Genomic DNA, 20995 nt, shown 5'->3' with positions numbered 1-20995 from the left:
TCCATTTGTACTTCACGTTGAACTGCTCCGAATGGCGGGTTCATTCCCGTCCGGTTATTGACCGCTTCTGCCTTACCTCGAATTCGTTCCGTATTTCCCGGTGTCCTTCCTAGCGCCGGACGCAGTGCTTCGCGCGCCCGCCCATTCTGCTGCTGATGTCGATTCCCGACGGCGAGGCCATGGAACTGAAACCCGCCGAATTCTGCTCGATTGCCCCGTCGATGCAGCCTTCGTTCTCCGCCGCATTGGTCGCTATGATCTCGTTGGAATTACCGTTCACCTCGACATTCGTGGTCCCGGTGTTCATCGAGCCGATCGCGTTCGTGTTCTGGCCGATCCGGTCGCCGTTGAGCTGGAAATCGACCGACCCGAGATCGAGCGTATCGCCGAGCACTTCCTGGTAGTTCGACCGGCTGTCGTTGTTGATGTTGTTGTAGGTCGTGTTGTTGGTCGTGTTCGTCACGAGCGTTCCCGGCTGCGGCTCCATCTGTGCCTGCCGGATCGCCTGCGCCTGTTGCAGCGACAGGCTCCGATCCGCCGGCGATGCAAACCCCCAGGACGAGGACCAGTTCGCCCCGGGACTGGCGAAGTTCTGGGCCATGGCCGGGGTCTGGACCGACAGGAGAACCGCCGCCCCGATCACGACCCGCGCCGAACGACTCCGCCCTGCCACCTGCCGCATTCCAGTGACCGCCATCTTCCGTCTCAATTGCCGGAGGCGGCGGAGACGCCGCCGGGACCGCTGACGGCCACGCCGCTTCCGGACGCCGCGGAGACGCCCCCGGGACCGCTCGCCGCAGCAGCGCCGCCCCCTGCCGCGGAGGTGCCTCCCTTGCCGCTGCTGGCGGCGGACCCGCCTCCTGCGGCCGAGGTTCCGCCGGGTCCGCTGCTCGCCGCCGCGCCGCCGTTACCGCTGCTGGAGGCCGATGTGCCCCCCCCGCCCGCTCACCGCCGACGCCCCGCCGCCGGAGGCCGCGGCGCCACCCGGCCCGCTGGAGGCCGCGGCTCCGCCCCTGCCTCCGCTTGACGCCGCCGCGCCACGAGGACCGCTGCTGGCCGTTGCCCCGGCGCTCTCGCCGCCACGGTCCCTGGTGCTGCGGTCCGAGTTCCGCGCCGGAGCGCCCTCGCTGGCCCGGCCGCTCCTGCGGTCGCTGTCCGAGGCGACGGCGGCGACGGGCGTAACCGGAACCTGCGTCTCGACCGGCGCGCAGACCGTCCTGACCGAGGTCGGCACCTTGTCGACGACCCCGCCCGACCTCGGAAAGGTCTGCTCCTCCCAGCACACCATCGTGGATGCGACGTCGGGCTGACAGGCGGCGAGAGACACGGTTATTCCGACAGCCAATACCATGCGCGTCGTATTCAAGTAGGATCGGGTCATGGGCTCGAGGACTTTCTGCTTCTCTGGTTCGGCGTGAATACTGTTCAGCGACCAATTGGCCGCCCTGTCGTCTTCGTTTGCGCGCCCCAGCGTCAGTTATCAACAACTCCTTCGGAACCGCCGAGTCTCGAATAATTCGCAGGAACGTCTCGAAAGATATCTGTCTGAGAATTTCGATGATCGACGGGGATCGGATTGCAGGATCTTGTGCTGCGGCATCGAATGAATCGCAAAATCCCTGCCGTTTTCAGAAGCCCGGTGCCGCCGGCAAGGCCGCCATCTCGGCCCTGCCCGACCTGGGTCGCGAGACGGTGCCGGCGGTTTCCGTGATGCCTTGCGCCTTTTGAGTCACGGTCGAGGCGGTCGCCGGGGCCGGAACGCGATACCCGGCGGGCGGTCCGGGCCGCAAAGGTCGAGGGCGCAGGACCGGCCGACGGATACCCGGCGAGCCCCGGGGCTGGCGTCGGGTCCCCCGGGGCCGTAAGGCGGGTGCCATGAGTGACAGCGGGAAAACCGGCGAGCGGATCGCCAAGGTGCTGGCGCGGCGGGGCGTGGCGTCCCGGCGCGAGGTGGAGCGCATGATCGCCGCGGGCCGCGTGGCGGTGAACGGCAAGGTCATCGACAGCCCCGCCCTCGACGTGGGTCCGCGCGACCGCATCGCGGTCGATGGCGCGCCCGTGGCCGAGGCGGAGCCGCCCCGGCTCTGGCTCTATCACAAGCCCGTGGGCCTCGTGACCACCACCGCCGACGAGAAGGGCCGGCCCACGGTGTTCGACGACCTGCCCGAGGACATGCCGCGGGTGGTGTCCGTGGGCCGGCTCGACCTAACCTCCGAGGGGCTCCTGCTGCTCACCAACGACGGCGCCATCAAGCGGCGGCTGGAGCTGCCCGAGACCGGCTGGCTGCGCCGCTACAGGGTGCGCTGCCATCCCCCTCCGCAGCTCGAGGCGCTCGAGCGTCTGCGCGCCGGCATCGAGGTGGAGGGCATCCGCTACCAGCCCATGCTGGTCACGCTCGACCGCGAGCAGGGCCGCAACGCCTGGCTCACCGTCAGCCTGCGCGAGGGCAGGAACCGCGAGATCCGCCGCGCCATGGAGGCGGTGGGCGTCACCGTGAACCGTCTGATCCGCATCGCCTACGGCCCGTTCCAGCTGGGCAATCTCAAGCCCGGCGCGGTGGAGGAGGTCCGCCGCAGGGTCCTGCGCGACCAGCTCGGCCTCGATGGCGAACCGCCGCCGGAGCGCCCGGCCCGCGCCGGCAAGGGCGGACCACGGTCCGGAGGCCGCTCTGCCGCGAAGGCCGGAACGAAAGCCGCGGCGACGCCTCCCGGCAGGGGCACGAAGCCCGCGGGGCGCCCCGGGCAGAAACCGGGCGCGAGGCCCGTCCGGCCCGGCCCGGGACCCGGAAAGGGCCCGCCCCGCCGCCGGGGTTGAGACTTGCCCCTGGGTCAGGCCCGTGCAATCTGGCCGCGTCCTTTCGCCGGAACGCCATGACCGCCCAGCCCCGCCGGATCTGCCGCGCCCCGCCTCCCCGCGCGCCCATGCGACGCGCGTCGCATGGCGGCATCGCCCCTCGCAATCGGGGGGCGTCGCACCTATCCTCTGGGGAGACGGCAAGGTGAGCGCCCATGACACGCCTGATTCTGGCCCTCCTCCTGATCAGCGCCGCGGTGATCGCGGTGCAGGTCGTGACCGATGCGGTCCGCCCGCGGCCCCTGCCCCGGGCGCGGTCCCGTCAGCCTGCCGCCACCCTGGAGGGCCCGATGCCTGACACCATCCGCGCAATCGCCTATGTGCTGCTCTTCGTTCTCGCGCTCGGCGTGACCAGCGGGCTCATCGGGGGCGCCTGATGTCGCAGCGGTTCGGCGGGAAATACAGCCCCGGCACCACGTCCGGGGGCGGGACGAACACCCCCCGTCCGGCGCCCGCGCCGCTGAACGAGGCGCGGCTCGACGCGGGCGCGGGCGCCAAGGCCGGGCTGATGTTCGTGCCGCCCGTCGTGCTCGCGGTCACCTCGCTGTTCGCCCCGCCCGCCGCCCTGCTCGCGGGGCTCGTCGGCGCGGGCATCCTGATGCTCGCCGCCTGGCTCACCCGCGAGGGCATGCGCGCCGAGGCCGCCTATGACGCGCGGCCCGTGGCCCGGCGTCCGGCGATCCCGCGCAAGATCTTCGGGTCCGCCCTGACCGGGACGGGCATCGCCATCGCCGCCTGGACCGGCGAGACCGGCCTCGCCGGCTCGGGCCTCTACGGCATCGCCGCCGGGGTCCTGCATCTCGCGGCCTTCGGCATCGACCCCCTAAAGGACAAGCGCCTCGAGGGCGTGGACCAGTTCCAGTCCGATCGCGTGGCCAGGGTGGTGGACGAGGCCGAGGCCTATCTCGACACGATCTGGGCGCAGATCCGCACCACCGACGCCCGCGCGCTCCACGACCGGGTGGCGGAGTTCATTTCGGCCGCCCGCGGCATGATCCGCACGGTGGAATCCGATCCGCGCGACCTCACCGGCGCGCGCAAGTATCTCGGCGTCTACCTGATGGGCGCTCGTGACGCGACGGTGAAGTTCGTGGAACTCTGGAACCGCAAGCCCGATCCCGAGGCCCGGGCCAGCTACGAGGCGCTGCTCGAGGACCTTCAGGAAAACTTCGCGAAACGCACGGAGAAGATGATGCTCGACGACCGCAGCGACATGGATATCGAGATCAAGGTCCTGCGCGACAGGCTGCACCGGGAAGGGCTGTGACAGGGCCCGGGACCCGGGGCGGAAATTAACGAGGGAACATAGACAGGGGGACGGCAATGTCCGAGACGACAGCCAGGAACATGCAGGAAGCGCAGGCCGCGCTTGCTCAGGTGGAAAAGGTGACAGCCGTGGTGCTTCCCGAACCGAAGACGGACCTCGTGACCGTCCAGGATGCCGATCCGCCCACCGCCGAGGAAATCCGGCGGCGGATGAACGAGATCGACATGTCGGACACGAACTCGATCATCTCCTTCGGCTCCTCGGCGCAGGCCGAGCTGCAGGAGATCAGCCAGTCGATGCTCCAGGGTGTCCGCAACAAGGACGTGGGCCCCGCCGGCGACAGCCTGCGCGACATCGTCACCACGATCCGCGGCTTCTCGATGAGCGAGCTCGACGTGCGCCGGAAACTGTCGTGGTGGGAAAAGCTCCTCGGCCGCTCCGCGCCGGCGGCGAAATTCGCGGCCAAGTTCGAAGAGGTGCAGGGCCAGATCGACCGCATCACCGACGATCTGCTGAAGCACGAGCATGTCCTCCTGAAGGACATTGAAAGCCTCGACCTGCTCTACGACAAGACCCTCGCCTTCTACGACGAGCTCGCGCTCTACATCGCCGCGGGCGAGGAGAAGCTGGCCGAGCTCGACGCCACGACGATCCCCGCCAAGGAGGCCGAGGTGCAGGCCGCGCCGGAGGAGCAGGGCGTGATGAAGGCCCAGCAGCTGCGCGACCTGCGCGCCGCCCGCGACGATCTCGAACGCCGGGTCCACGACCTCAAGCTCACGCGCCAGGTGACGATGCAGTCCCTGCCCTCGATCCGGCTGGTGCAGGAGAACGACAAGAGCCTGGTGACGAAGATCAACTCGACGCTGATCAACACCGTGCCGCTGTGGGAGACCCAGCTCGCCCAGGCGGTGACGATCCAGCGCTCCTCCGAGGCCGCCCGCGCCGTCCGCGACGCCAATGACCTGACGAACGAGCTTCTGACCGCCAATGCCGAGAACCTGCGCCAGGCGAACAGGACGATCCGCGAGGAGATGGAGCGCGGCGTCTTCGACATCGAGGCGGTGAAGGCCGCGAACGAGAACCTCATCGCCACGATCAACGAAAGCCTGCAGATCGCCGACGAAGGCAAGAAGAAGCGGGCCGCGGCCGAGGCGGACCTCCAGAAGATGGAGGCCGAGCTGAAGGAGACGCTCGCCTCCGCGAAGTCGAAAAAGACGGGCCTCGGGGAGACCGTGGGCCAGGCCGAGGGCGTGTGAGACGGGGGCCGGCCCTCCCCCGCTCCCTGCGGCGGCTCCTCGGGGTCGCGGCTCTCGCCGGGCTGGCCGCATGCGGCGAGGCCCCGGTGGAGGTGTCGGCCCCCGTCCCGGAGCGCCCCCCGACGGCGCCGGACACCAGCCCCGTCCCGCAATCGCGGGCCGAGGCGCCCTCGGCGGCAAGCGAGGCGCTGTCGCTCTTCTACGCGCGGCTCGAGACGGACCTGCTCTCGCGCGGCCTCCTGCGCCGCGACGGGGGCGGGCCGGACGCGCCGTTCACGGACACCACGCTCGCGCGCAATTTCGAACGGATCGCGCTCTTCGACGAATACGTCTTCGACGGCCCCAGCATCCGCGCCGAGACCACCGAGAGCTTTCTGCGCCGGTGGGAGGAGACGGTGCGCTTCGGCGTGGAGTTCGGCGCCCGCGTGCCCGAGGCCCAGCGCGCCGAGGACCGCGCCAACGTCGCGGCCTTCGTGCGCCGCCTGTCGCGGGTCAGCGGCCATCCCATGATCTATGACGAGACCGACCCGAATTTCCACGTCCTGATCCTGACCGAGGACGACCGCCGGAGCATCGCGCCACGCCTGCGCGAACTGGTGCCGGGGATCAGCGACACCTCGATCCGCGCCTTCCAGACCCCCGACCGCGGCACGCTCTGCCTCGTTCTGGCCTTCAGCCCCGGCAATTCGGCCGTCTATACCAAGGCCGTCGCGCTGATCCGGGCCGAGCATCCGGATCTCCTGCGCCTGTCCTGCATCCACGAGGAACTGGCCCAGGGCCTCGGCCTCGCCAACGACAGCCCCCTCGCCCGTCCGTCGATCTTCAACGACGACGAGGAGTTCGGCCTCCTGACGACCCATGACGAGCTTCTGCTGAAGATGCTCTACGACCCCCGCCTGACCCCCGGCATGACCGCCCCCGAGGCCCGGCCCATCGTCCGGCAGATCGCCTCGGAACTGGTGGGCGGGCCGAGCTGAGGCCATGGCCGGGCCGTCGCCAGCCAGCCGCACGGCGCGCCCCGCGGCGGCGCGGGTCCTGGGCGGAGCGCCTTCGGCGCACCGGCTGGAGCCCGGCCCCGCCTCCGGCGGGACCGGGCGCTGCGGGGGGCGCTGCCCCCCGCGACGAAAGCCGGGGGCTTTCGCCGCTCCCCCCGGGATACTTCCGGCCAGAAAAAGGCAGGGCCTCGGGGCCCCGACCGCCGGTCGCGCGCGCCACGGGGCCGCCGCGTGACGGCGCTGGCCGCGGCCCTTCCGCTGGCGCTGGTGCTGGGTGCCATGGGCGCGCTGCACTGGTCCGCCGCGCGGGCGGGGGTGCTGGGCCTCGGGGCCGCGCTGATCCTCGCGCTCACGCTCTTCGCGCCGCTTCCGAGCGGCGCCCCTGAGACTCTCGCCGGCGCCGGGGCCGAGGCGCTTCATTCCACGGCGACGATCCTCTGGATCGTGCTCCCGGCGCTGATGCTCTACGAGTTCCAGAGCCGCACCGGGGCGCTCGACCGCATCCGCGACGCGCTGACGGGGCTCACCGCGGACCGCCGGCTGCAGGCCATCCTCATCGCCTGGTTCTTCGGCCTCTTCATGGAGGGCGCGGCGGGGTTCGGCACCCCCGTGGCCCTCGCCGCCCCCCTGCTCGCGGGGCTCGGCTATCCGCCGGTCCGCGCGGTGACGCTCGCACTCACGGGCCATGCCGCCGGCGTCTCCTTCGGCGCCGTGGGCACGCCGACGCTGGCGCAGATCGACCTCACCGGTCTCTCCCCCACGGCTCTGGCGGGCAGTGCCGCGCTCCTGCATGCCGCGGTCTCCCCGCTTCTGCTGCTGGTCACGGTGCGCCTCGCCGGGGACGGGCCGTTGTCCCGGGGCGATTACGGCTGGGCCGCCCTCGCCTGGGCCTGTTTCGCGCTGCCCTCGGTGGCCCTGGCGGGCCTCGCCGGCCCGGAACTGCCGAGCCTCGGCGGCGCGCTCATCGGCCTCGCCGTCTTCGCAGCCCTTCTGGTCCGCCGCACCGGCGCCGCCCCGCCCCCGCTCGCGCCGCTGGCCCGAGACCTTGCGCCCTACGGCGCGATCCTCGCCCTGGTCCTCGCGACCCGCCTCGTCCCGCCCCTGCAGGAGGGCCTTTCCGGCCTCTCCCTCGGCTGGACGCTCGGCGAGCGGTTCTCCGGCGCCTTCGCGCCGCTCTATCACCCGGGCACGCTGCTCTTTGCCGGACTCGCCCTCGGCGCCGTCGCCACCGGGCGCCGGGCGGCGCTCGCCCCGGCGCTCGCCGCCGCCCTCGCCCGCCTCGTCCCCGTGGCCCTGGCGCTTCTGGCGATGCTCGCCCTGAGCCGCGTCATGGTCCATGGCGGTCTCATCGACGCCCTGGCCGAGGCCGCCGCCGCCACCGGCGCGCTCTGGCCGCTGCTCGCCCCGCTCATCGGCGTGCTCGGCACCTTCGTGACGGGCTCGGCCACCGCCTCCAACATTCTCTTCACCGAGTTCCAGACCGGCGTCGCCGCCTCCCTGTCGCTCTCCCCCGTCGCCATGGCGGCGGCCCAGGGCTTCGGCTCGGCGATCGGCAACGTGGTCGCGCCCCACAACATCATCGCAGGCTCGGCCACCGTGGGGCTCGTCGGAAAGGAGGGCGAGGTGCTGGCGAAGACGCTCGCGCTCTGCGCCGCCGCGGCGCTGGCGGGCGGCGCGCTGATCCTCGCGGTCACCGCTTTCGCCTGATCTGGCGCGACGGCGCGAAAATGCCTATCTCTGACCGGAGGGCATTTTCAGGGGAGCCGCGCCATGGTGTTCAACTTCCTTTCCGGACAGTTCATCGACGTCATCGAATGGACCGACGACACCCGGGACACGATGGTCTGGCGGTTCCAGCGGCACGGCAACGAGATCAAGTACGGCGCGAAGCTGACGGTGCGCGAGGGGCAGACCGCGGTCTTCGTCCACGAGGGCCAGCTCGCCGATGTCTTCACCCCCGGTCTCTACATGCTCGAGACCAACAACATGCCCGTGATGACCACGCTGCAGCACTGGTCCCACGGCTTCAAGTCGCCCTTCAAGTCGGAGATCTACTTCGTCTCCACCAACCGCTTCACCAACCTGAAGTGGGGCACCAAGAACCCGATCATGCTGCGCGATCCCGAATTCGGGCCGATCCGCCTCCGCGCCTTCGGGACCTATACCGTCAAGGTGGTCGACGCGGGCCTCTTCCTGACGGAGATCGTGGGCACCGACGGCGAGTTCACCATGGAAGAGGTGAGCTTCCAGATCCGCAACATCATCGTGCAGGAAGTCAGCCGCGCGCTCGCCGCCTCGGGCATTCCCGCCCTCGACATGGCGGCCAACACGCGCGATCTGGGCCAGCTCGTGGCCGACGCCATCTCCGGCACGATCACGCAGTACGGGCTCACCCTGCCCGAGCTCTACATCGAGAACATCTCCCTGCCGCCCGAGGTGGAAAAGGCGCTCGACGCGCGCACCTCGCGCGGGATCGCGGGCAATCTCGACGATCACATGAAGTGGAAGGCGGCCGAGGCGATGGGCCAGCCCGGCACGATGGGCGATGCGATGGGCGCCGGCATGGGCGCGGGACTCGGCATGGCCATGGGCAACGCCATGGGCGGCATGGCCCAGGGTGGCCCCTGGGGTGGCCAGCCCCGCGCGCCCCAGCCCGCGGCCGCCGCGGCTCCGCCGCCTCCGCCCCCGGTGGAACATGTCTGGCACATCGCGAAGGACGGGCAGACCATGGGCCCCTACAGCCGCGCCGATCTCGGCAAGATGGTGTCCTCCGGCGAGCTGACCCGCGAGACCTTCGTCTGGACCCAGGGACAGGACGGCTGGAAACAGGCCGATGAGGTGGCCGGGCTCGCCCAGCTCTTCACCGTGATGCCTCCGCCGCCGCCTCCGGGCGTCTGACCGGGCTTGCCGCGGGGCGGCGCCGCGCCATCTCCCGCGTCATGACCGCCCGCCCCGCGTCCCTCAGGCCCTCCCGCCGCGCTGTCGTCATAACGCTGCACTGGCTCACCGCCTTCCTGCTCCTCGCGATGCTCAAGGGCGGCACCGGGACGCCGGTGGTCCGCTGGACCTTCGCCGCCGCCGCAGCGCTCTGGGTCGTCGTGGCCCTCGCGAAAGGTCTCGCCGGCCGCCCGGGGCCAAAGCTCTCGGGCGCCGCCCGCGCCCTGTACCGCCCCATGCACTGGGGCCTCTACGCGCTCCTCGCCGCCGCCGCCGCCCTCAATGCAGCCGAGCTCGCGGGACTCATCGCGCCCGGTCCCGCCTGGATCTCGCTCCTCGTGCTGCTGTCCGCGGGCACCCTGCACGGGCTCTTCCACTTCTGGCGCCACACCGCGCTCCGCGACAACGCGCTGCGCAGCATCCTGCCGAAGAGCCTGCACCACATCCTCTGACGCCACGGCTTTTCGCCGCGCGCCGGCCCGTCTAACCTGCCCCCGAAACCGCAGCTTCGGGGCCAGGCGTGGACGACGAGAAACATCACTTTCCCTGCGACATGTGCGGCAGCGACATGCGCTTCGATCCCGGAACCTCGCAACTCGTCTGCGACCACTGCGGCCACAGCCGCGCCATGGCGGCGGACGAGGGGCCCTGGGACGGCCCGCCCGCCATCCGCGAGCTCGATTTCGCAACCGCGGTCCGCCGGGAGCTCGACACGGCCGAGATCGAGGAGACCCGCGTCGTCTCCTGCCCCTCCTGCGGCGCCCAGACCGAGGTGGACGAGGCCACCCAGGCCACCGAATGCCCCTTCTGCGCCACCCCCGTGGTCACCGGCACCGGCACCCACCGGCACATAAAGCCCAAGGGCGTCCTGCCCTTCGCCCTCGCCGAGGCGCAGGCCCGCGAGGCCATGACCAAGTGGCTCGGCCGCCTCTGGTTCGCCCCCAACGGGCTCAAGGACTACGCCCGCAAGGGCCGGAAGATGAACGGCATCTACGTCCCCTACTGGACCTACGACGCCGACACGACGACCCGCTACCGGGGCGAACGGGGGGACGACTACTACGTCACCCGCACCGTCATGCGCAACGGCAAGCGCGAGACCGTCCGCGAGCGCCGCACCCGCTGGTCGCGCCGGCAGGGCACCGTGGCGCGCTTCTTCGACGACGTGCTGGTGCTGGCCTCCCGGTCCCTGCCGAAAAGCTATACCGACGGGCTCGAACCCTGGGACCTCAAGGAGCTCCAGCCCTACCGCCCCGCCTTCCTCGCGGGCTTCCGGGCCGAGGGCTACACGATCGATCTCGACGAGGGCTACGAGGAGGCCCGCGCGAAGATGGCCGCCCGCATCAAGCAGGACATCCGCCGCGACATCGGCGGCGACCGCCAGCGCATCCACGACATGGACACGGACGTGCGGGACGTGACCTTCAAGCACATCCTGCTGCCGGTCTGGATGGCCGCCTACAAGTACAACGGCAAATCCTACCGCTTCGTCGTCAACGCCCGCACCGGCAAGGTGCAGGGCGAGCGCCCCTGGTCCGCGTGGAAGATCGCCTTCGCGGTGATCCTCGCGCTGATCGTGGCGGGGGTGGTCTTCTACTTCGGGCAGGACATGTGAGCCCATACCCTGCCGCAAGAGCGTAGGCCGGGCCTCGGCCCGGCAAACCCGACCCGGCCCGGCCGCCCCCGGCCGGCCTGCGCCGACGACACGACATCCGCATGCCGGGCCCAATCCCGCAGGATCCCCCCGCTCCACCGCGCGGGCGACACCCCGGACAATGGTTAACGCCACACCCCATCATTCCGAAAAATAGTTCTATTTCAATGGTATGATCCGATGTCCACGCGTGGACGCCCCGCTCTTCCCCCTGTCCCTGCCCCTTGCCTCCCGCCCACCCGGGCGGCATGGTCCCACGACCCATACCCGAGGAGCGACCCATGATCCTGGCCTGCGGAGAGGCTCTCATCGACATGCTGCCCCGGCACACCGATGCCGGAGAGCCCGCCTTCGCCCCCTATGCCGGCGGCGCCGTCTTCAACACCGCCATCGCCCTCGGCCGCCTCGGCGCGCCCACCCGGTTCTTCTCCGGCCTCTCCACCGACCTCTTCGGCGACCAGCTCCGCGCCGCCCTCGAAGAGAGCGGCGTCGACAGCAGCCCCGCCGCCCTCTCCGACCGCCCCACCACGCTCGCCTTCGTCACCCTGACGGGCGGTCACGCGAAATACGCCTTCTACGACGAGAACACCGCCGGCCGCATGCTGACCGAGGCGGACCTGCCTGCCGAGGTCCCCGACACCGCCCTGTTCTTCGGCGGCATCAGCCTCGCCGTCGATCCCTGCGGCGCCGCCTACGAGGCGCTGATGCTGCGCGAGGCGCCCGCGAAGGTCACCATGCTCGACCCCAACATCCGCGAGGGCTTCATCCGCGACGAACCCCGCTACCGCGCCCGCATCGACGCGATGATCGCCGCGGCCGACATCGTGAAGGTCTCCGACGAGGATCTCGCCTGGCTGGGCCACGACCCGGCGAGCCTGCTCGGCAAGGGCCCGCGCCTTCTCTGCGTGACCGAGGGCGCAAGGGGCGTGACGGGCCACACCGCGAGCGGCGAGATCTTCGTGCCCGCCGAGAAGGCCACGGTCGTCGATACCGTCGGCGCCGGCGACACGTTCAACGCGGGCCTCCTCGCCAGCCTCCACACCGCCGGCGCGCTGACGAAGGACCGCTTGGCGGCGCTCACCGAAGACGAGATCCGGGCGGCGCTCGCCTATGGCGCCAGGGCCGCCGCAGTGACCGTCTCCCGCGCCGGCGCCAACCCGCCCCGCGCGGACGAGCTGTGAGGGCGGTCCTGCAGCGGGTCTCGGAGGCGTCGGTCACCGTGGAGGGTACCCGCATCGGCGAGATCGGGCCGGGCCTCCTGATCCTCGCCTGCGCCATGCCAGGCGACGACGACGCCACGGTCGCCCGCCTCGCCGCGAAGATCGCCAAGCTGCGCATCTTCGAGGACGCGGCCGGCAAGATGAACCTCTCGGTCCGCGACGCGGGCGGCTCGGCCCTCGTCGTCAGCCAGTTCACCCTCGCGGCCGACACGAGCCGCGGCGACCGCCCCGGCTTCTCCGGTGCCGCGGCCCCCGCCGAGGCCGAGCGGCTCTACCTGTCCCTCGCGGAGGCGCTGCGCCGCGAGGATCTGACGGTGGCGACCGGCCGTTTCGGCGCGGAGATGAAGGTGGCCCTCGTGAACGACGGCCCGGTCACCATCTGGCTCGACACGGCCGCCTGAACGACCGAAGGCCGCCCTCGGGGGCGACCTTCGACCTGTCCGGCAGACACACACATGCCCCGAGGGAGGGGCGGCCGGACACTCCGCCGGCCGACGTCTCAGCCGGCGAACCCTTCGGGCAGGATCACCCGGTCGATGACGTGAACCACGCCGTTCGACTGGTCGACGTCGGCCACGGTGACCGTGGCCACCCGGCCGTTCTCGTCCGCGAGCCGGATCATCCCGCCGTCCATCGTCGCGGTCAGCGTGCAGCCGCCCACGGTCTCCACCGGATGCGCGCCGCCGTCATCGGAGATCATGCCCGCGATCGCGCCGGAAAAGGCTTCTGCGGCCACGACATGGCAGGTCAGGATCTGCTGCAGCGTGGCCTGGTTCTCGGGCATCAGCAGCGTTTCGAGCGAAGCCTGGCTGATCTCCCCGAACGCGTCGTTCGTGGGCGCGAAGACGGTGAAGGGGCCGTCGCTGGCCAGCGTGTCGACGAGATCCGCGGCCTGCACGGCGGCGACCAGGGTCGTCAGGTTCGGCGCCATCGAGGCATTCTCCACGATCGTCATGTCCGCCATCATCGGCGCGCCGCCGACAGTGGGATTGTCCTGGGCGACGGCCGTGGTGCCGACGGTCGCGGCGAGGGCTGCGGCAAGCGCGGTGAAGGTCTTGGTCATCGGTTTCTCCCGTTTGGTGTCCTGTGACGCGCCCCGTCCGGGCCGCGCACACCGAAGACACGACAGGCGGACGGAGAGAGTTTCGGACCGGGCTCGCGGTCCACTTCACGGCTTCGAGAGCAGAGGCGGCCCCGGGGCGCGGCGACGCCTCGGGCGTCAGCGGCTCGACACGGGGGATCGGTGGTCCTGGTGATCCGCCAGGGCGGCTGCGGCGGCAGGCCGCCCGCCCGCTGAAAGCCACCCCCGGCGTCGCTGCGGTTACAGGTCGAGCCAGCGGGGAAGGTCCGCGATCGAGGTCAGCACCACCTCCGCCAGCGGCGCGAGATCGGCCTCCTCGGCCAGCCCCGTCAGGACGCCCACCGTGACCATGCCCGCCGCCCGTCCCGCGAGCAGGTCGTGGGCGCTGTCGCCGACCATGGCCACCTCGGAGGGGATCAGGCCCGTCGCCTCGCAGAAGGCGCGCAGCTGCCCGGGTCCGGGCTTGTAGCCATGCCCGCTGTCCGCGCCGGCCAGAAAGGCGAAGCGGTCCGCCACGCCCGAGGCCTCCAGGTGGGCGCGAGCGGGCTGCTCGCCATCGTTCGTGGCCACGCCCAGCGTCAGCCCTCGGCCGATCAGCCCGTCGAGGAACGGACCCAGCGGCGCCGCCTCCACCTGCGGCGCCACCGCCGAGCGGGCGTTCATCCGGCCGACGATCTCCGCCTTGGAGGGACGGCCCGGCAGGAGCGGCCCGATCACGTCGGCGATCTCGCCCGGCGTATGGGCGATCACGAGACTGTCCTTTCGGAATCTCCGCGCCTCCGGGTCATAGCCGAGGAGCTCGGCCATGGCCTCCACCAGCAGCGGGTCGCCTCCCGCCTCCGCCTCCAGCATTCCCAGCGTCCAGGCGCCCCAGGTCGCGTTGAAGTCGTAGAGCGTGCCGTCCTTGTCGAAGACGATCCCCCGCAGGCCCCGCCCGCCCCGCGCGCCGGTCATCCGGCCCGAAACCGGCTCGAAGGCGGTTCCGCCCGCCGGGTCCTGCGCCCCGCTCATGTCCAGTGCACCTGACCCGCGCCCGGCAGGGCATAGCGGGCGCGCAGCGGCATCTCGTAGCCGAGGCCGGCGGCGTCGCAGAAGGCCACGACCCAGGCGTCGTCCATGGTCAGGAACTCCAGCACCGAGGCCAGGAAGGCCGGGTCCGTCGCACGCTCCCTCAGCTCCTCCGCCGCGGCGCCGGTGGAGCCGAGGAAGACCGGTGCCAGCTCGTCGTTTCCGGCGAGCCAGCCCAGGGCCTGCAGCGCGATGGTTTCGGCATGATCCGGCGACACTGGCACACTCCTTCCGCGAGACCCCGGTCCGGGCAACGGTTCCTTAACCAAAGACGCGCAGCTTGGCGACGGGAACGGGCGAGACTCTCACGAGGAAAACCAGATGCCGTCGCAGATACTGATCCTCGACCCGGTCGTGACCAGCCGCGTCGTCCTGAAGGTCCACCTGAGGGAGGCGCTCTACGACGTGCGCGCCACCGGCACCCATGCCGGCGCGATGGCCCTGATCGCGGCGGGCCTGCCCGACCTCGTGCTGGTCGACATGGGCGCGGACGCCGCAGGGGGCATGGGTTTCTGTCAGGACCTGCGGCGGAGACCGGGGACCGCGTCGCTCCCGGTGATCGCGCTGGGCCGGTTCGACTGGCCCGACGAGCGTCTTGCCGCCCTCGCCGCGGGCGCCGACGAGGTCGTGACGAAGCCCCTGCAGGAGGCGCTTCTGACCGCCCGCATACGGTCCATTCTGCGCAGCCGCGCTGCCGCGGCCGAACTGGCGCCGCCGGTCGAGGCCGCGACGATGCTCGGCCTCGCCGAGGCCGCCATGCAGTTCCACGGACCGGGCCAGACCGCCCTGGTGATCCCGCAATCGCCCGCAGGCCTCCTGCGCGCCCAGTCCCTGCGCGGCAGCCTGCCGGGCGGCGTGCGCGTGGTCTCTCCGCAGGCGGCTCTCAGCCCCGGCGGGGCGGGTCGCAACATCGACCTCTTCGTGATCGACGCCACCCCGATGGAGGAGGACCGCTTCGCCCAGGACATCCTTCGGCTGATTCCGGAGCTGCGCGCCCGCTCCGACAGCCGGCATGCCGGGCAGCTGGTCATCCTGCCTCCGAGGGCGGAGGGCATGGCCGCCATGGCCCTCGACCTCGGCGCCGACGACATCGTGCGCCACGACGTCTCCCTCGCCGAACTCGAGCTTCGCAGCCGCCGCATCCTGGCGCGCAAGCGCCGTAACGACAGCCTGCGCGCCTCCTTCCACGACGGCCTGCGCGCGGCGGTCACCGATCCGCTGACCGGCCTCTACAACCGCCGCTATGCAGAGCCACACCTGCGCGGCCTCGCCCTCGGCGCGCGCGAGGGCGGCGCGGGCTTCGCCATGCTGGTCCTCGACATCGACCATTTCAAGCGCATCAATGACCGCTTCGGCCATGCCGCGGGCGATGCCGTCCTGCGCGAGGTGGCGCGCAGGCTCCGCGACGCCATCCGCCCGGGGGATCTCGTCGCCCGCATCGGCGGAGAGGAATTCCTGATCGCCCTTCCCGGACACGACGCGCGACAGGCCTGCATTGTGGCCGAACGGCTCTGCGCGCTGATCGAGGAAACCCGCTTCGCCATCCCCGGCCGCCGCGCGCCCGTTCAGGTGACGCTGTCCATCGGCGTGGCGCTCGGCGACGCCGGCGGCGCGGAGGAGATCGAGAGCATCGTCAGCCGCGCCGACGCGGCGCTCTATGCGGCGAAATCCGCGGGCCGGAACACGGTCAGCCTCTCTGCCGCCTGAGCGGCGTCAGCCACCGGTTCGCGCGCCTCCGGTCGGACCCTGCCGGGTCTCGGCCTCCAGCCGGTCGGCCAGCGCCGCCCGCTCCTGCGGCGTCATCGCGGCGATCCGCGCCACCAGCGCCCCGTGCCCCGCCTCGAGCAGCCGTCCCCCCCGCTCTCGCTGCGCGGCAAAGCCCCGGGCGAGCGCCTCCGGCTCGAACGGTTCCGCCCGGAGCAGCGCCACCGTCTCCTCCAGCGCCTGCCGCCGCGCCGTACGGTCCATGCCTCCGAGCGCACCGCTCTGCCGCAGGTCGCGCACGACTGCCCTGCGGTCCTCGGGCGAGAGCGCCCGCCCCAGCGGCCCGAGCGTCATGTCGATGCGCGGCCCGCCCCCGCGCGGGCCGTCGCGGACCACCGCGCCGATCACCACCCCCGCCACGGCGAGGTTCAGCGCCAGCGAGAGCACCAGAAGCACCCGCACCCGGCGCGACACCTGCCAGCCATCGGCCATTCAGCCCTCCATCCCGAAGAGGTCGCTCTCGGGCATCAGCGTCAGTTCCACCGGCGCCGCACCCAGTGCCGGCAGGTCGAGCGGCTGCGCCACACCGATCCAGACCCCGACCGCGGTCGCCGCCACGAGCCCCGAGGCCCCGGCCCAACCGCCCAGCATCGCCCAGAGACCCGCCCCGGGCACGCGGCCCGCCTTGACGGCGTCCGCCGGGCGGGACGCCGCCCGCTCCGCCGCCGCATCCGCCACGACCCGCTCGACGAAGTCAGCGGAGAGCGGCACGGGCGCCCCCCCGGACCGCGCCGCCGAGAAGAGCGCGTCGAGTTCCTCGTCCGCCAGTCCGTCCCTCGGCCTCTCAGTCATCCTCGAACCCCAGTTCCTCCCGGCGCCCGGCCAGCAAGGCCCTCAGCCCCCGCCGCCCCCGCGCGGTCAGACTCTCGACCGCCTCGACGCTCATGTCCATGATCCGGGCGATCTCCGGATTCCCCAGACCCTCCAGATGCCGCAGGGCCACCGCCTCCGCCTGGCGCGGCGGCAGCTCCGCCAGCGCCGCCCGCAGGGCCTCGGCCCGCGCCCGGGCCTGCATCTCCTCGGCCACGGACCGCCGCCCGTCCTCGGGCTCCGCCACGCTCTCCAGGGGCACGCCGCGGCGCCGCGCCCTCAGCCGGTCGGTGCAGAGGTTCGCCACCACCCGCCAGAGCCAGGTCGACACCTGCGCCTCGCCGTGGCGCCAGTCCGGCGCGATCCGCCAGAGCCGCAGAAGCGCCTCCTGCACCACGTCCTCCGCCTCCGCCGCATCGCCGAGCATCCGCCCCGCCTGCCCGAGCGCGCGCGGCGCCAGCCGCTCGGTCAGCAGGCGCGCCGCCGCGAGATCGCCCGCGGCAAAGGCAGCAAGAAGCGCGCCGTCGTCCGGCTCCGTCATGGCGCGGATGGGCGGGGCTGAAGGCGATGTCATGGGCCTCGGTCATAGTGTCCCGGCTGGGTCTGCGCCATCGCGCACCGGGCGGGACGGCGATCGCCGCGCCCGGTGGCATTCCGTCACCCCGTCAGGGCCGCCCGCCGCCATGGTGACCATGGCCGACGATCCCGCGCCAGCCCCGCCGCTCGGCCAGGGCCCCGAACTCCTCCTCCGAGATGACGCCGTCGCCATCGGTGTCGAGCCGCTCGAACATGGCCGGCCGCGGCCCGGCCAGTTCCTCGAGGCTCAGGTCGCCGCTGCCGTCGGCATCGCGCCGCGCGAGCATCCGCTCGGCGATCTGCGCGCCGCGCTCGACCATCCGCGCCTCGATCGCCGCGGCCAGTTCCTCCGCCGTCAGCGTGCCGCTCCCGTCGGTATCCGCGGCGGCGAAACGGGCCGCCATCGGCGCGCGCAGCTCCTCGGCGCTCAGCACGCCATCGCCGTCGGCGTCGAGCTCCGCGAAGCCCGAAAGCGCGCCGCTCAGGTCTCCGCGGCCCTGGGCGTCCGCCGGGGTGGTCAGTGCCGCCGCAGCCAGCGCGGCGATCATGAGATGGGTCTTCAAGGTCATCGTCCGTCCTTTCGAAGGTACGCGCAACGCTCCGGCGGATCCGCCGAAGTCCACCCTCGAACGGAGCACCGGGATCATTCCGTCGCGCTCCGGAGAGAAGGTCCGCAAGGTCCGTCGCGCGACATGCCGACGCGGGTTCCGCCCTGCCACTTCCAATCCGGGCATCTTGGGCGCATGTCTGGAGTGGCAACCCCCAGCAGAAAGCCTTGCCCGTGCCGAGGGATTCCTACCTGAGCGAGACCGAAGAGAGCCGCGACCCGCAGCCGGAGCGGCCCACGCGGCCCGCCGTGGTGCGCGGGCTGCGCCGGCGCTGCCCGAACTGCGGCCAGGGGCCGCTCTTCGAGGGCTATCTGAAGGTCGCCGACGCCTGCCCCGTCTGCGGCGAAGACCTGCATCACCACCGGGCCGACGACGGTCCGGCCTACCTGACGATCCTCGTCGTGGGTCACCTCATGGCGCCGGTGATCCATGTGCTCTTCGTCCGCCTGCGGCCCGATCCCCTCGTGCTCGCGACCCTGCTCACCTTGGGCTGCGTGGCACTGTCGCTCTACCTGCTGCCGCGCATGAAGGGTCTCGTCGTGGGCATCCAGTGGGCGCGGCGGATGCACGGCTTCGGCGGTGCCGCCTGATCCGGTGACCGATCCGGGCGTTCCCGTCCGGGATGCCGCCACGATAATCGTCCTGCGCGAGACGGCCGGCGGCCCGGCGGTCCTGATGGGCCGCCGCGGCGCCTCCGCGGCCTTCATGCCCTCCCATGTCGTCTTCCCGGGCGGCGCCGTCGATCCGGGCGACGCCGCGATCTCCCTTGCCGGCGGACTGAATCCGACCTGCGCCGCGCGTCTCGCCGTGGAGAGCGCCCGTACCCCCAACGCCCTCGCCGCCGCCGCGATCCGCGAGCTCTGGGAGGAAACCGGCCAGATCGCGGGCCGCGCCGCGCCCTGGCCAGACGCGCCGCGGGGCTGGCGCGGGTTCGCGCGCACCCGCCACCGGCCCGATGCGTCGGGCCTCACCTTCGTCTTCCGCGCGATCACTCCTCCGGGACGGCCCCGCCGCTTCGACGCGCGCTTCTTCACCCTCGACGCGAACCGCCTGGCGTCCGATCTGGACGATTTCTCCCGCGCCGAGGACGAGCTCGGCGCCCTCTCCTGGGTGCCGCTCGACGCCGTGCAGGGCCTGCGGCTGCCCTTCATCACCTCGATCGTGCTGGCGGAGCTGCGCGCGGGCCATGGCCGGGCCGGACCGCCTACCGATGTGCCCTTCTACCGCGACGGCGCCGAGGAAGCGGCTTTCCGCAGGATCCACGGACGGGCCTAGAAGCCGGTGTCAGGCGTAGAACCTGAGGTCCGCGACCGACAGATCCGCCCCAAACTCCCGTCCGATCGCCACGAGCCCGATCCGTCGCAGCCGCGCGGGATCGAAGGGCGCGGCGGTCCGGTGCGGCTCGACCCCCGCGAACGGCAGCCTTACCTCGGCCCAGTCCGCGCCCGCGACAAAGCTGGCCCGGTAGGATTCCCATGGGCGCCGGATATCCTCGGTGCGCAGGTGGAGGTTGTAGCGCTCGCCATTGCCCCGCACCACGAGCGCGATCCCGGCCCAGCCCGCGGCATCCACCGACCGATCGCCCGGTGCCAGATCGAGCGCCGCCTGCACGAAGCCACCGTTGTTCTCGAGGCTCACCTCGCCCCGCAGCCGCATCCCGCGCCGCTCGCCCTCCAGCGGATCGAGCCGCCCCGATGAGACGCCCCCCATCACCCGGTCCGAGACCATCGCCCAGTCCGTGCGGGTGGCGGCGCGGGGAAAGGGCGCCGCGAAATCGTCGATGACCTCCGCCGCGCCCATCCCGGTCAGTAGGGCATCGGATGGCGCTTGTGGACGGCGTCGATCTCCTCCAGCACCTCCGGCGCCAGCTCCAGGTCCCGCGCTTTCAGCAGATGGGCGAGCTGCGCATCGGTGGTGGCGCCGAAGATCGCGGAGATCGGAAACGGGCGGCTGCGCTGCCAGGCCAGCGCCATGTGCACCGGGTCGAGCCCGTGCTGCCGCGCGACCTCGAGATAGGCCGCCACCGCCTCGAAGGCCCGCTCCGTCTTGCGCCCGCCCAGGTCGCCGTTGCCGGCCATGCGGCTTCCTTGGGGAATCCTGCCGTCCTGGTACTTGCCCGTGAGCAGCCCCGCGCCCAACGGAGAATAGGACAGGAGCGTCACATCCTCCATCACCGACATCTCCGCCATGTCGGTGTCGTAAAGCCGGCACAGGAGGGAATACTCGTTCTGCATCGTGGCCATCCGCGGCAGGCCGTGCGCCTCGGCAAGGCGCAGCCATGCGCAGGTGCCCCAGCATGTCTCGTTCGACAGCCCGACCGCGCGCAGCTTGCCCTCGGCGATCAGCCCGCCCAACGTCTCGAGCACCTCCACCATGTGCGCCTCGACCTCGGCCGGGTCGCGGCCGGAGGGATCGTAGGTCCAGTACCTTCTGAAGTGATAGCTCCCGCGCATCGGGAAATGCAGCTGATAGATGTCGATCCGGTCGGTCCTGAGCCGCCTCAGCGAGGCCTCCACCGTCTCCCGGATGGTCGGCCCGTCGAAGCCGCGCCCGTCGCGGACGGCGGGCATCGGGCCGGTGACCTTGGTGGCGACGATCCAGTTGTCGCGCTTTCCCGACCTGGCGAACCAGTTTCCGAGGATCTCCTCCGACAGGCCGATGGTCTCGGCCCGGACAGGGTTCACCGGGTACATCTCCGCGCAGTCCATGAAATCCACGCCCGCGTCGAGGGCGAGGTCGATCTGCCGGTGCGCGTCGTCCTCCGGCGTCTGGTTGCCGAATGTCATCGTGCCGAGGCACCAGTCGGTCACCTCGATCCCCGTGCGTCCCAGCGTCATCCGTTTCATGCCTGTCCCCCATGCTGCAGCCGCAGCACCTTAGCCTGCCCATCGGAGGGAGCAACCGCA

General features: G+C 71.7%; 26 protein-coding genes. 16 read left to right on the top strand and 10 right to left on the bottom strand.

Annotation, left to right across the window (positions count from 1 at the left end; all coding sequences use genetic code 11):
• Positions 1 to 109: 109 nt before the first annotated feature.
• A complete protein-coding gene (locus EAT49_RS19750; protein WP_123644031.1) occupies positions 110 to 697 on the bottom strand; it encodes a hypothetical protein in 588 nt (195 codons plus the stop codon).
• A 229-nt stretch (positions 698 to 926) separates the two neighbouring features.
• Between EAT49_RS19750 and EAT49_RS21340 the strand changes: the two genes are divergently transcribed.
• The 13 genes from EAT49_RS21340 (at position 927) to dtd (ending at position 12583) form a co-directional block, all read left to right on the top strand.
• Complete coding sequence (locus tag EAT49_RS21340; protein WP_185020848.1) at positions 927 to 1310, top strand: hypothetical protein; 384 nt, start codon at positions 927 to 929, stop codon at positions 1308 to 1310.
• A 247-nt stretch (positions 1311 to 1557) separates the two neighbouring features.
• Positions 1558 to 1728, top strand: a complete 171-nt coding sequence (locus EAT49_RS21335) for a hypothetical protein (protein ID WP_185020847.1) — start codon at positions 1558 to 1560, stop codon at positions 1726 to 1728.
• Between the two features lie 147 nt (positions 1729 to 1875).
• Positions 1876 to 2814: a pseudouridine synthase gene (locus tag EAT49_RS19740; RefSeq protein WP_123644030.1), complete on the top strand. Its 939-nt coding sequence runs from the start codon at positions 1876 to 1878 to the stop codon at positions 2812 to 2814.
• 194 nt (positions 2815 to 3008) lie between these two features.
• Entirely contained in the window at positions 3009 to 3230 is a 222-nt protein-coding gene (locus EAT49_RS19735) for a hypothetical protein (protein ID WP_123644029.1), read from the top strand.
• A complete protein-coding gene (locus EAT49_RS19730; protein WP_123644028.1) occupies positions 3230 to 4120 on the top strand; it encodes a 5-bromo-4-chloroindolyl phosphate hydrolysis family protein in 891 nt (296 codons plus the stop codon). The genes EAT49_RS19735 and EAT49_RS19730 overlap by 1 nt, the downstream gene beginning before the upstream one ends.
• Before the next feature lie 56 nt (positions 4121 to 4176).
• Complete coding sequence (locus EAT49_RS19725) at positions 4177 to 5376, top strand: toxic anion resistance protein (RefSeq protein WP_123644027.1); 1200 nt, start codon at positions 4177 to 4179, stop codon at positions 5374 to 5376.
• Positions 5373 to 6353: a DUF2927 domain-containing protein gene (locus EAT49_RS19720; protein WP_246003919.1), complete on the top strand. Its 981-nt coding sequence runs from the start codon at positions 5373 to 5375 to the stop codon at positions 6351 to 6353. Before EAT49_RS19725 ends, EAT49_RS19720 begins: the two co-directional genes overlap by 4 nt.
• 249 nt (positions 6354 to 6602) lie before the next feature.
• On the top strand, positions 6603 to 8078 hold the full coding sequence (locus EAT49_RS19715; protein ID WP_123644026.1) for an L-lactate permease: 1476 nt from the start codon (positions 6603 to 6605) through the stop codon (positions 8076 to 8078).
• Between the two features lie 63 nt (positions 8079 to 8141).
• The gene (locus tag EAT49_RS19710) at positions 8142 to 9269 is read left to right on the top strand and encodes an SPFH domain-containing protein (RefSeq protein WP_123644025.1); all 1128 of its coding nucleotides are present in this window, start codon (positions 8142 to 8144) and stop codon (positions 9267 to 9269) included.
• A gap of 41 nt (positions 9270 to 9310) precedes the next feature.
• Positions 9311 to 9760: a hypothetical protein gene (locus tag EAT49_RS19705; protein WP_123644024.1), complete on the top strand. Its 450-nt coding sequence runs from the start codon at positions 9311 to 9313 to the stop codon at positions 9758 to 9760.
• Positions 9761 to 9861: 101 nt separating this feature from the next.
• The gene (locus EAT49_RS19700; RefSeq protein WP_123644071.1) at positions 9862 to 10923 is read left to right on the top strand and encodes a TFIIB-type zinc ribbon-containing protein; all 1062 of its coding nucleotides are present in this window, start codon (positions 9862 to 9864) and stop codon (positions 10921 to 10923) included.
• A gap of 320 nt (positions 10924 to 11243) precedes the next feature.
• Positions 11244 to 12143 carry a carbohydrate kinase family protein gene (locus tag EAT49_RS19695; protein WP_123644023.1) on the top strand — a complete coding sequence of 300 codons (900 nt, stop codon included), beginning with the start codon at positions 11244 to 11246 and terminating at the stop codon, positions 12141 to 12143.
• Positions 12140 to 12583, top strand: a complete 444-nt coding sequence (dtd, locus tag EAT49_RS19690) for a D-aminoacyl-tRNA deacylase (protein ID WP_123644022.1) — start codon at positions 12140 to 12142, stop codon at positions 12581 to 12583. Before EAT49_RS19695 ends, dtd begins: the two co-directional genes overlap by 4 nt.
• 98 nt (positions 12584 to 12681) lie before the next feature.
• Here the strand turns inward: dtd and EAT49_RS19685 are convergent, their stop codons facing one another.
• From EAT49_RS19685 to EAT49_RS19675, 3 genes are all read right to left on the bottom strand, one after another.
• Positions 12682 to 13245, bottom strand: a complete 564-nt coding sequence (locus tag EAT49_RS19685) for a fasciclin domain-containing protein (protein ID WP_123644021.1) — start codon at positions 13243 to 13245, stop codon at positions 12682 to 12684.
• A gap of 258 nt (positions 13246 to 13503) precedes the next feature.
• Complete coding sequence (locus EAT49_RS19680) at positions 13504 to 14274, bottom strand: HAD family hydrolase (protein WP_342773832.1); 771 nt, start codon at positions 14272 to 14274, stop codon at positions 13504 to 13506.
• On the bottom strand, positions 14271 to 14549 hold the full coding sequence (locus EAT49_RS19675; RefSeq protein ID WP_425459540.1) for a DUF3572 domain-containing protein: 279 nt from the start codon (positions 14547 to 14549) through the stop codon (positions 14271 to 14273). The genes EAT49_RS19680 and EAT49_RS19675 overlap by 4 nt, the downstream gene beginning before the upstream one ends.
• 103 nt (positions 14550 to 14652) lie before the next feature.
• Between EAT49_RS19675 and EAT49_RS19670 the strand changes: the two genes are divergently transcribed.
• Positions 14653 to 16038, top strand: coding sequence for a diguanylate cyclase (locus tag EAT49_RS19670; protein WP_123644019.1), 1386 nt, complete (start codon positions 14653 to 14655; stop codon positions 16036 to 16038).
• A gap of 6 nt (positions 16039 to 16044) precedes the next feature.
• Here EAT49_RS19670 and EAT49_RS19665 read toward each other — a convergent pair whose 3' ends face one another.
• The 4 genes from EAT49_RS19665 to EAT49_RS19650 all read right to left on the bottom strand — a co-directional run bounded on the left by EAT49_RS19665 (position 16045) and on the right by EAT49_RS19650 (position 18050).
• Positions 16045 to 16527, bottom strand: coding sequence for a periplasmic heavy metal sensor (locus EAT49_RS19665; RefSeq protein ID WP_123644018.1), 483 nt, complete (start codon positions 16525 to 16527; stop codon positions 16045 to 16047).
• The gene (locus EAT49_RS19660; protein ID WP_123644017.1) at positions 16528 to 16887 is read right to left on the bottom strand and encodes a dihydroorotate dehydrogenase; all 360 of its coding nucleotides are present in this window, start codon (positions 16885 to 16887) and stop codon (positions 16528 to 16530) included. It abuts the gene before it with no gap.
• The gene (locus EAT49_RS19655) at positions 16880 to 17479 is read right to left on the bottom strand and encodes an RNA polymerase sigma factor (RefSeq protein WP_123644016.1); all 600 of its coding nucleotides are present in this window, start codon (positions 17477 to 17479) and stop codon (positions 16880 to 16882) included. The genes EAT49_RS19660 and EAT49_RS19655 overlap by 8 nt, the downstream gene beginning before the upstream one ends.
• A 91-nt stretch (positions 17480 to 17570) precedes the next feature.
• Positions 17571 to 18050 carry an EF-hand domain-containing protein gene (locus EAT49_RS19650; RefSeq protein WP_185020846.1) on the bottom strand — a complete coding sequence of 160 codons (480 nt, stop codon included), beginning with the start codon at positions 18048 to 18050 and terminating at the stop codon, positions 17571 to 17573.
• A 212-nt stretch (positions 18051 to 18262) separates the two neighbouring features.
• Here EAT49_RS19650 and EAT49_RS19645 point away from each other — a divergent pair, with 212 nt between their 5' ends.
• Both EAT49_RS19645 and EAT49_RS19640 read left to right on the top strand, forming a co-directional pair.
• Positions 18263 to 18679, top strand: a complete 417-nt coding sequence (locus tag EAT49_RS19645; protein ID WP_246003918.1) for a DUF983 domain-containing protein — start codon at positions 18263 to 18265, stop codon at positions 18677 to 18679.
• Positions 18669 to 19364 (top strand): NUDIX hydrolase, encoded by a 696-nt coding sequence (locus tag EAT49_RS19640; protein ID WP_246003917.1) that lies wholly within the window; start codon positions 18669 to 18671, stop codon positions 19362 to 19364. The genes EAT49_RS19645 and EAT49_RS19640 overlap by 11 nt, the downstream gene beginning before the upstream one ends.
• A 9-nt stretch (positions 19365 to 19373) precedes the next feature.
• Here EAT49_RS19640 and EAT49_RS19635 read toward each other — a convergent pair whose 3' ends face one another.
• Both EAT49_RS19635 and EAT49_RS19630 read right to left on the bottom strand, forming a co-directional pair.
• Entirely contained in the window at positions 19374 to 19889 is a 516-nt protein-coding gene (locus tag EAT49_RS19635) for a CIA30 family protein (RefSeq protein ID WP_123644014.1), read from the bottom strand.
• A gap of 5 nt (positions 19890 to 19894) precedes the next feature.
• A complete protein-coding gene (locus tag EAT49_RS19630; RefSeq protein ID WP_123644013.1) occupies positions 19895 to 20935 on the bottom strand; it encodes an aldo/keto reductase in 1041 nt (346 codons plus the stop codon).
• Positions 20936 to 20995: the final 60 nt, after the last annotated feature.

Source organism: Histidinibacterium lentulum, from assembly GCF_003789055.1.
Classification (GTDB): Bacteria; Pseudomonadota; Alphaproteobacteria; order Rhodobacterales; family Rhodobacteraceae; genus Oceanicola; species Oceanicola lentulus.
The sequence above is the reverse complement of the archived record's forward strand: the minus strand, read 5'-3'. Positions and strand labels throughout refer to the sequence as shown.

Coding starts and splice junctions, on each gene's coding strand:
- EAT49_RS19750 (WP_123644031.1), bottom strand. CDS start 697: ATGGCGGTCACTGGAATGCGGCAGGTGGCAGGGCGGAGTCGTTCGGCG.
- EAT49_RS21340 (WP_185020848.1), top strand. CDS start 927: ATGTGCCCCCCCCGCCCGCTCACCGCCGACGCCCCGCCGCCGGAGGCC.
- EAT49_RS21335 (WP_185020847.1), top strand. CDS start 1,558: ATGATCGACGGGGATCGGATTGCAGGATCTTGTGCTGCGGCATCGAAT.
- EAT49_RS19740 (WP_123644030.1), top strand. CDS start 1,876: ATGAGTGACAGCGGGAAAACCGGCGAGCGGATCGCCAAGGTGCTGGCG.
- EAT49_RS19735 (WP_123644029.1), top strand. CDS start 3,009: ATGACACGCCTGATTCTGGCCCTCCTCCTGATCAGCGCCGCGGTGATC.
- EAT49_RS19730 (WP_123644028.1), top strand. CDS start 3,230: ATGTCGCAGCGGTTCGGCGGGAAATACAGCCCCGGCACCACGTCCGGG.
- EAT49_RS19725 (WP_123644027.1), top strand. CDS start 4,177: ATGTCCGAGACGACAGCCAGGAACATGCAGGAAGCGCAGGCCGCGCTT.
- EAT49_RS19710 (WP_123644025.1), top strand. CDS start 8,142: ATGGTGTTCAACTTCCTTTCCGGACAGTTCATCGACGTCATCGAATGG.
- EAT49_RS19705 (WP_123644024.1), top strand. CDS start 9,311: ATGACCGCCCGCCCCGCGTCCCTCAGGCCCTCCCGCCGCGCTGTCGTC.
- EAT49_RS19700 (WP_123644071.1), top strand. CDS start 9,862: ATGTGCGGCAGCGACATGCGCTTCGATCCCGGAACCTCGCAACTCGTC.
- EAT49_RS19695 (WP_123644023.1), top strand. CDS start 11,244: ATGATCCTGGCCTGCGGAGAGGCTCTCATCGACATGCTGCCCCGGCAC.
- EAT49_RS19685 (WP_123644021.1), bottom strand. CDS start 13,245: ATGACCAAGACCTTCACCGCGCTTGCCGCAGCCCTCGCCGCGACCGTC.
- EAT49_RS19680 (WP_342773832.1), bottom strand. CDS start 14,274: ATGAGCGGGGCGCAGGACCCGGCGGGCGGAACCGCCTTCGAGCCGGTT.
- EAT49_RS19670 (WP_123644019.1), top strand. CDS start 14,653: ATGCCGTCGCAGATACTGATCCTCGACCCGGTCGTGACCAGCCGCGTC.
- EAT49_RS19665 (WP_123644018.1), bottom strand. CDS start 16,527: ATGGCCGATGGCTGGCAGGTGTCGCGCCGGGTGCGGGTGCTTCTGGTG.
- EAT49_RS19660 (WP_123644017.1), bottom strand. CDS start 16,887: ATGACTGAGAGGCCGAGGGACGGACTGGCGGACGAGGAACTCGACGCG.
- EAT49_RS19655 (WP_123644016.1), bottom strand. CDS start 17,479: ATGACATCGCCTTCAGCCCCGCCCATCCGCGCCATGACGGAGCCGGAC.
- EAT49_RS19650 (WP_185020846.1), bottom strand. CDS start 18,050: ATGACCTTGAAGACCCATCTCATGATCGCCGCGCTGGCTGCGGCGGCA.
- EAT49_RS19635 (WP_123644014.1), bottom strand. CDS start 19,889: ATGGGCGCGGCGGAGGTCATCGACGATTTCGCGGCGCCCTTTCCCCGC.
- EAT49_RS19630 (WP_123644013.1), bottom strand. CDS start 20,935: ATGAAACGGATGACGCTGGGACGCACGGGGATCGAGGTGACCGACTGG.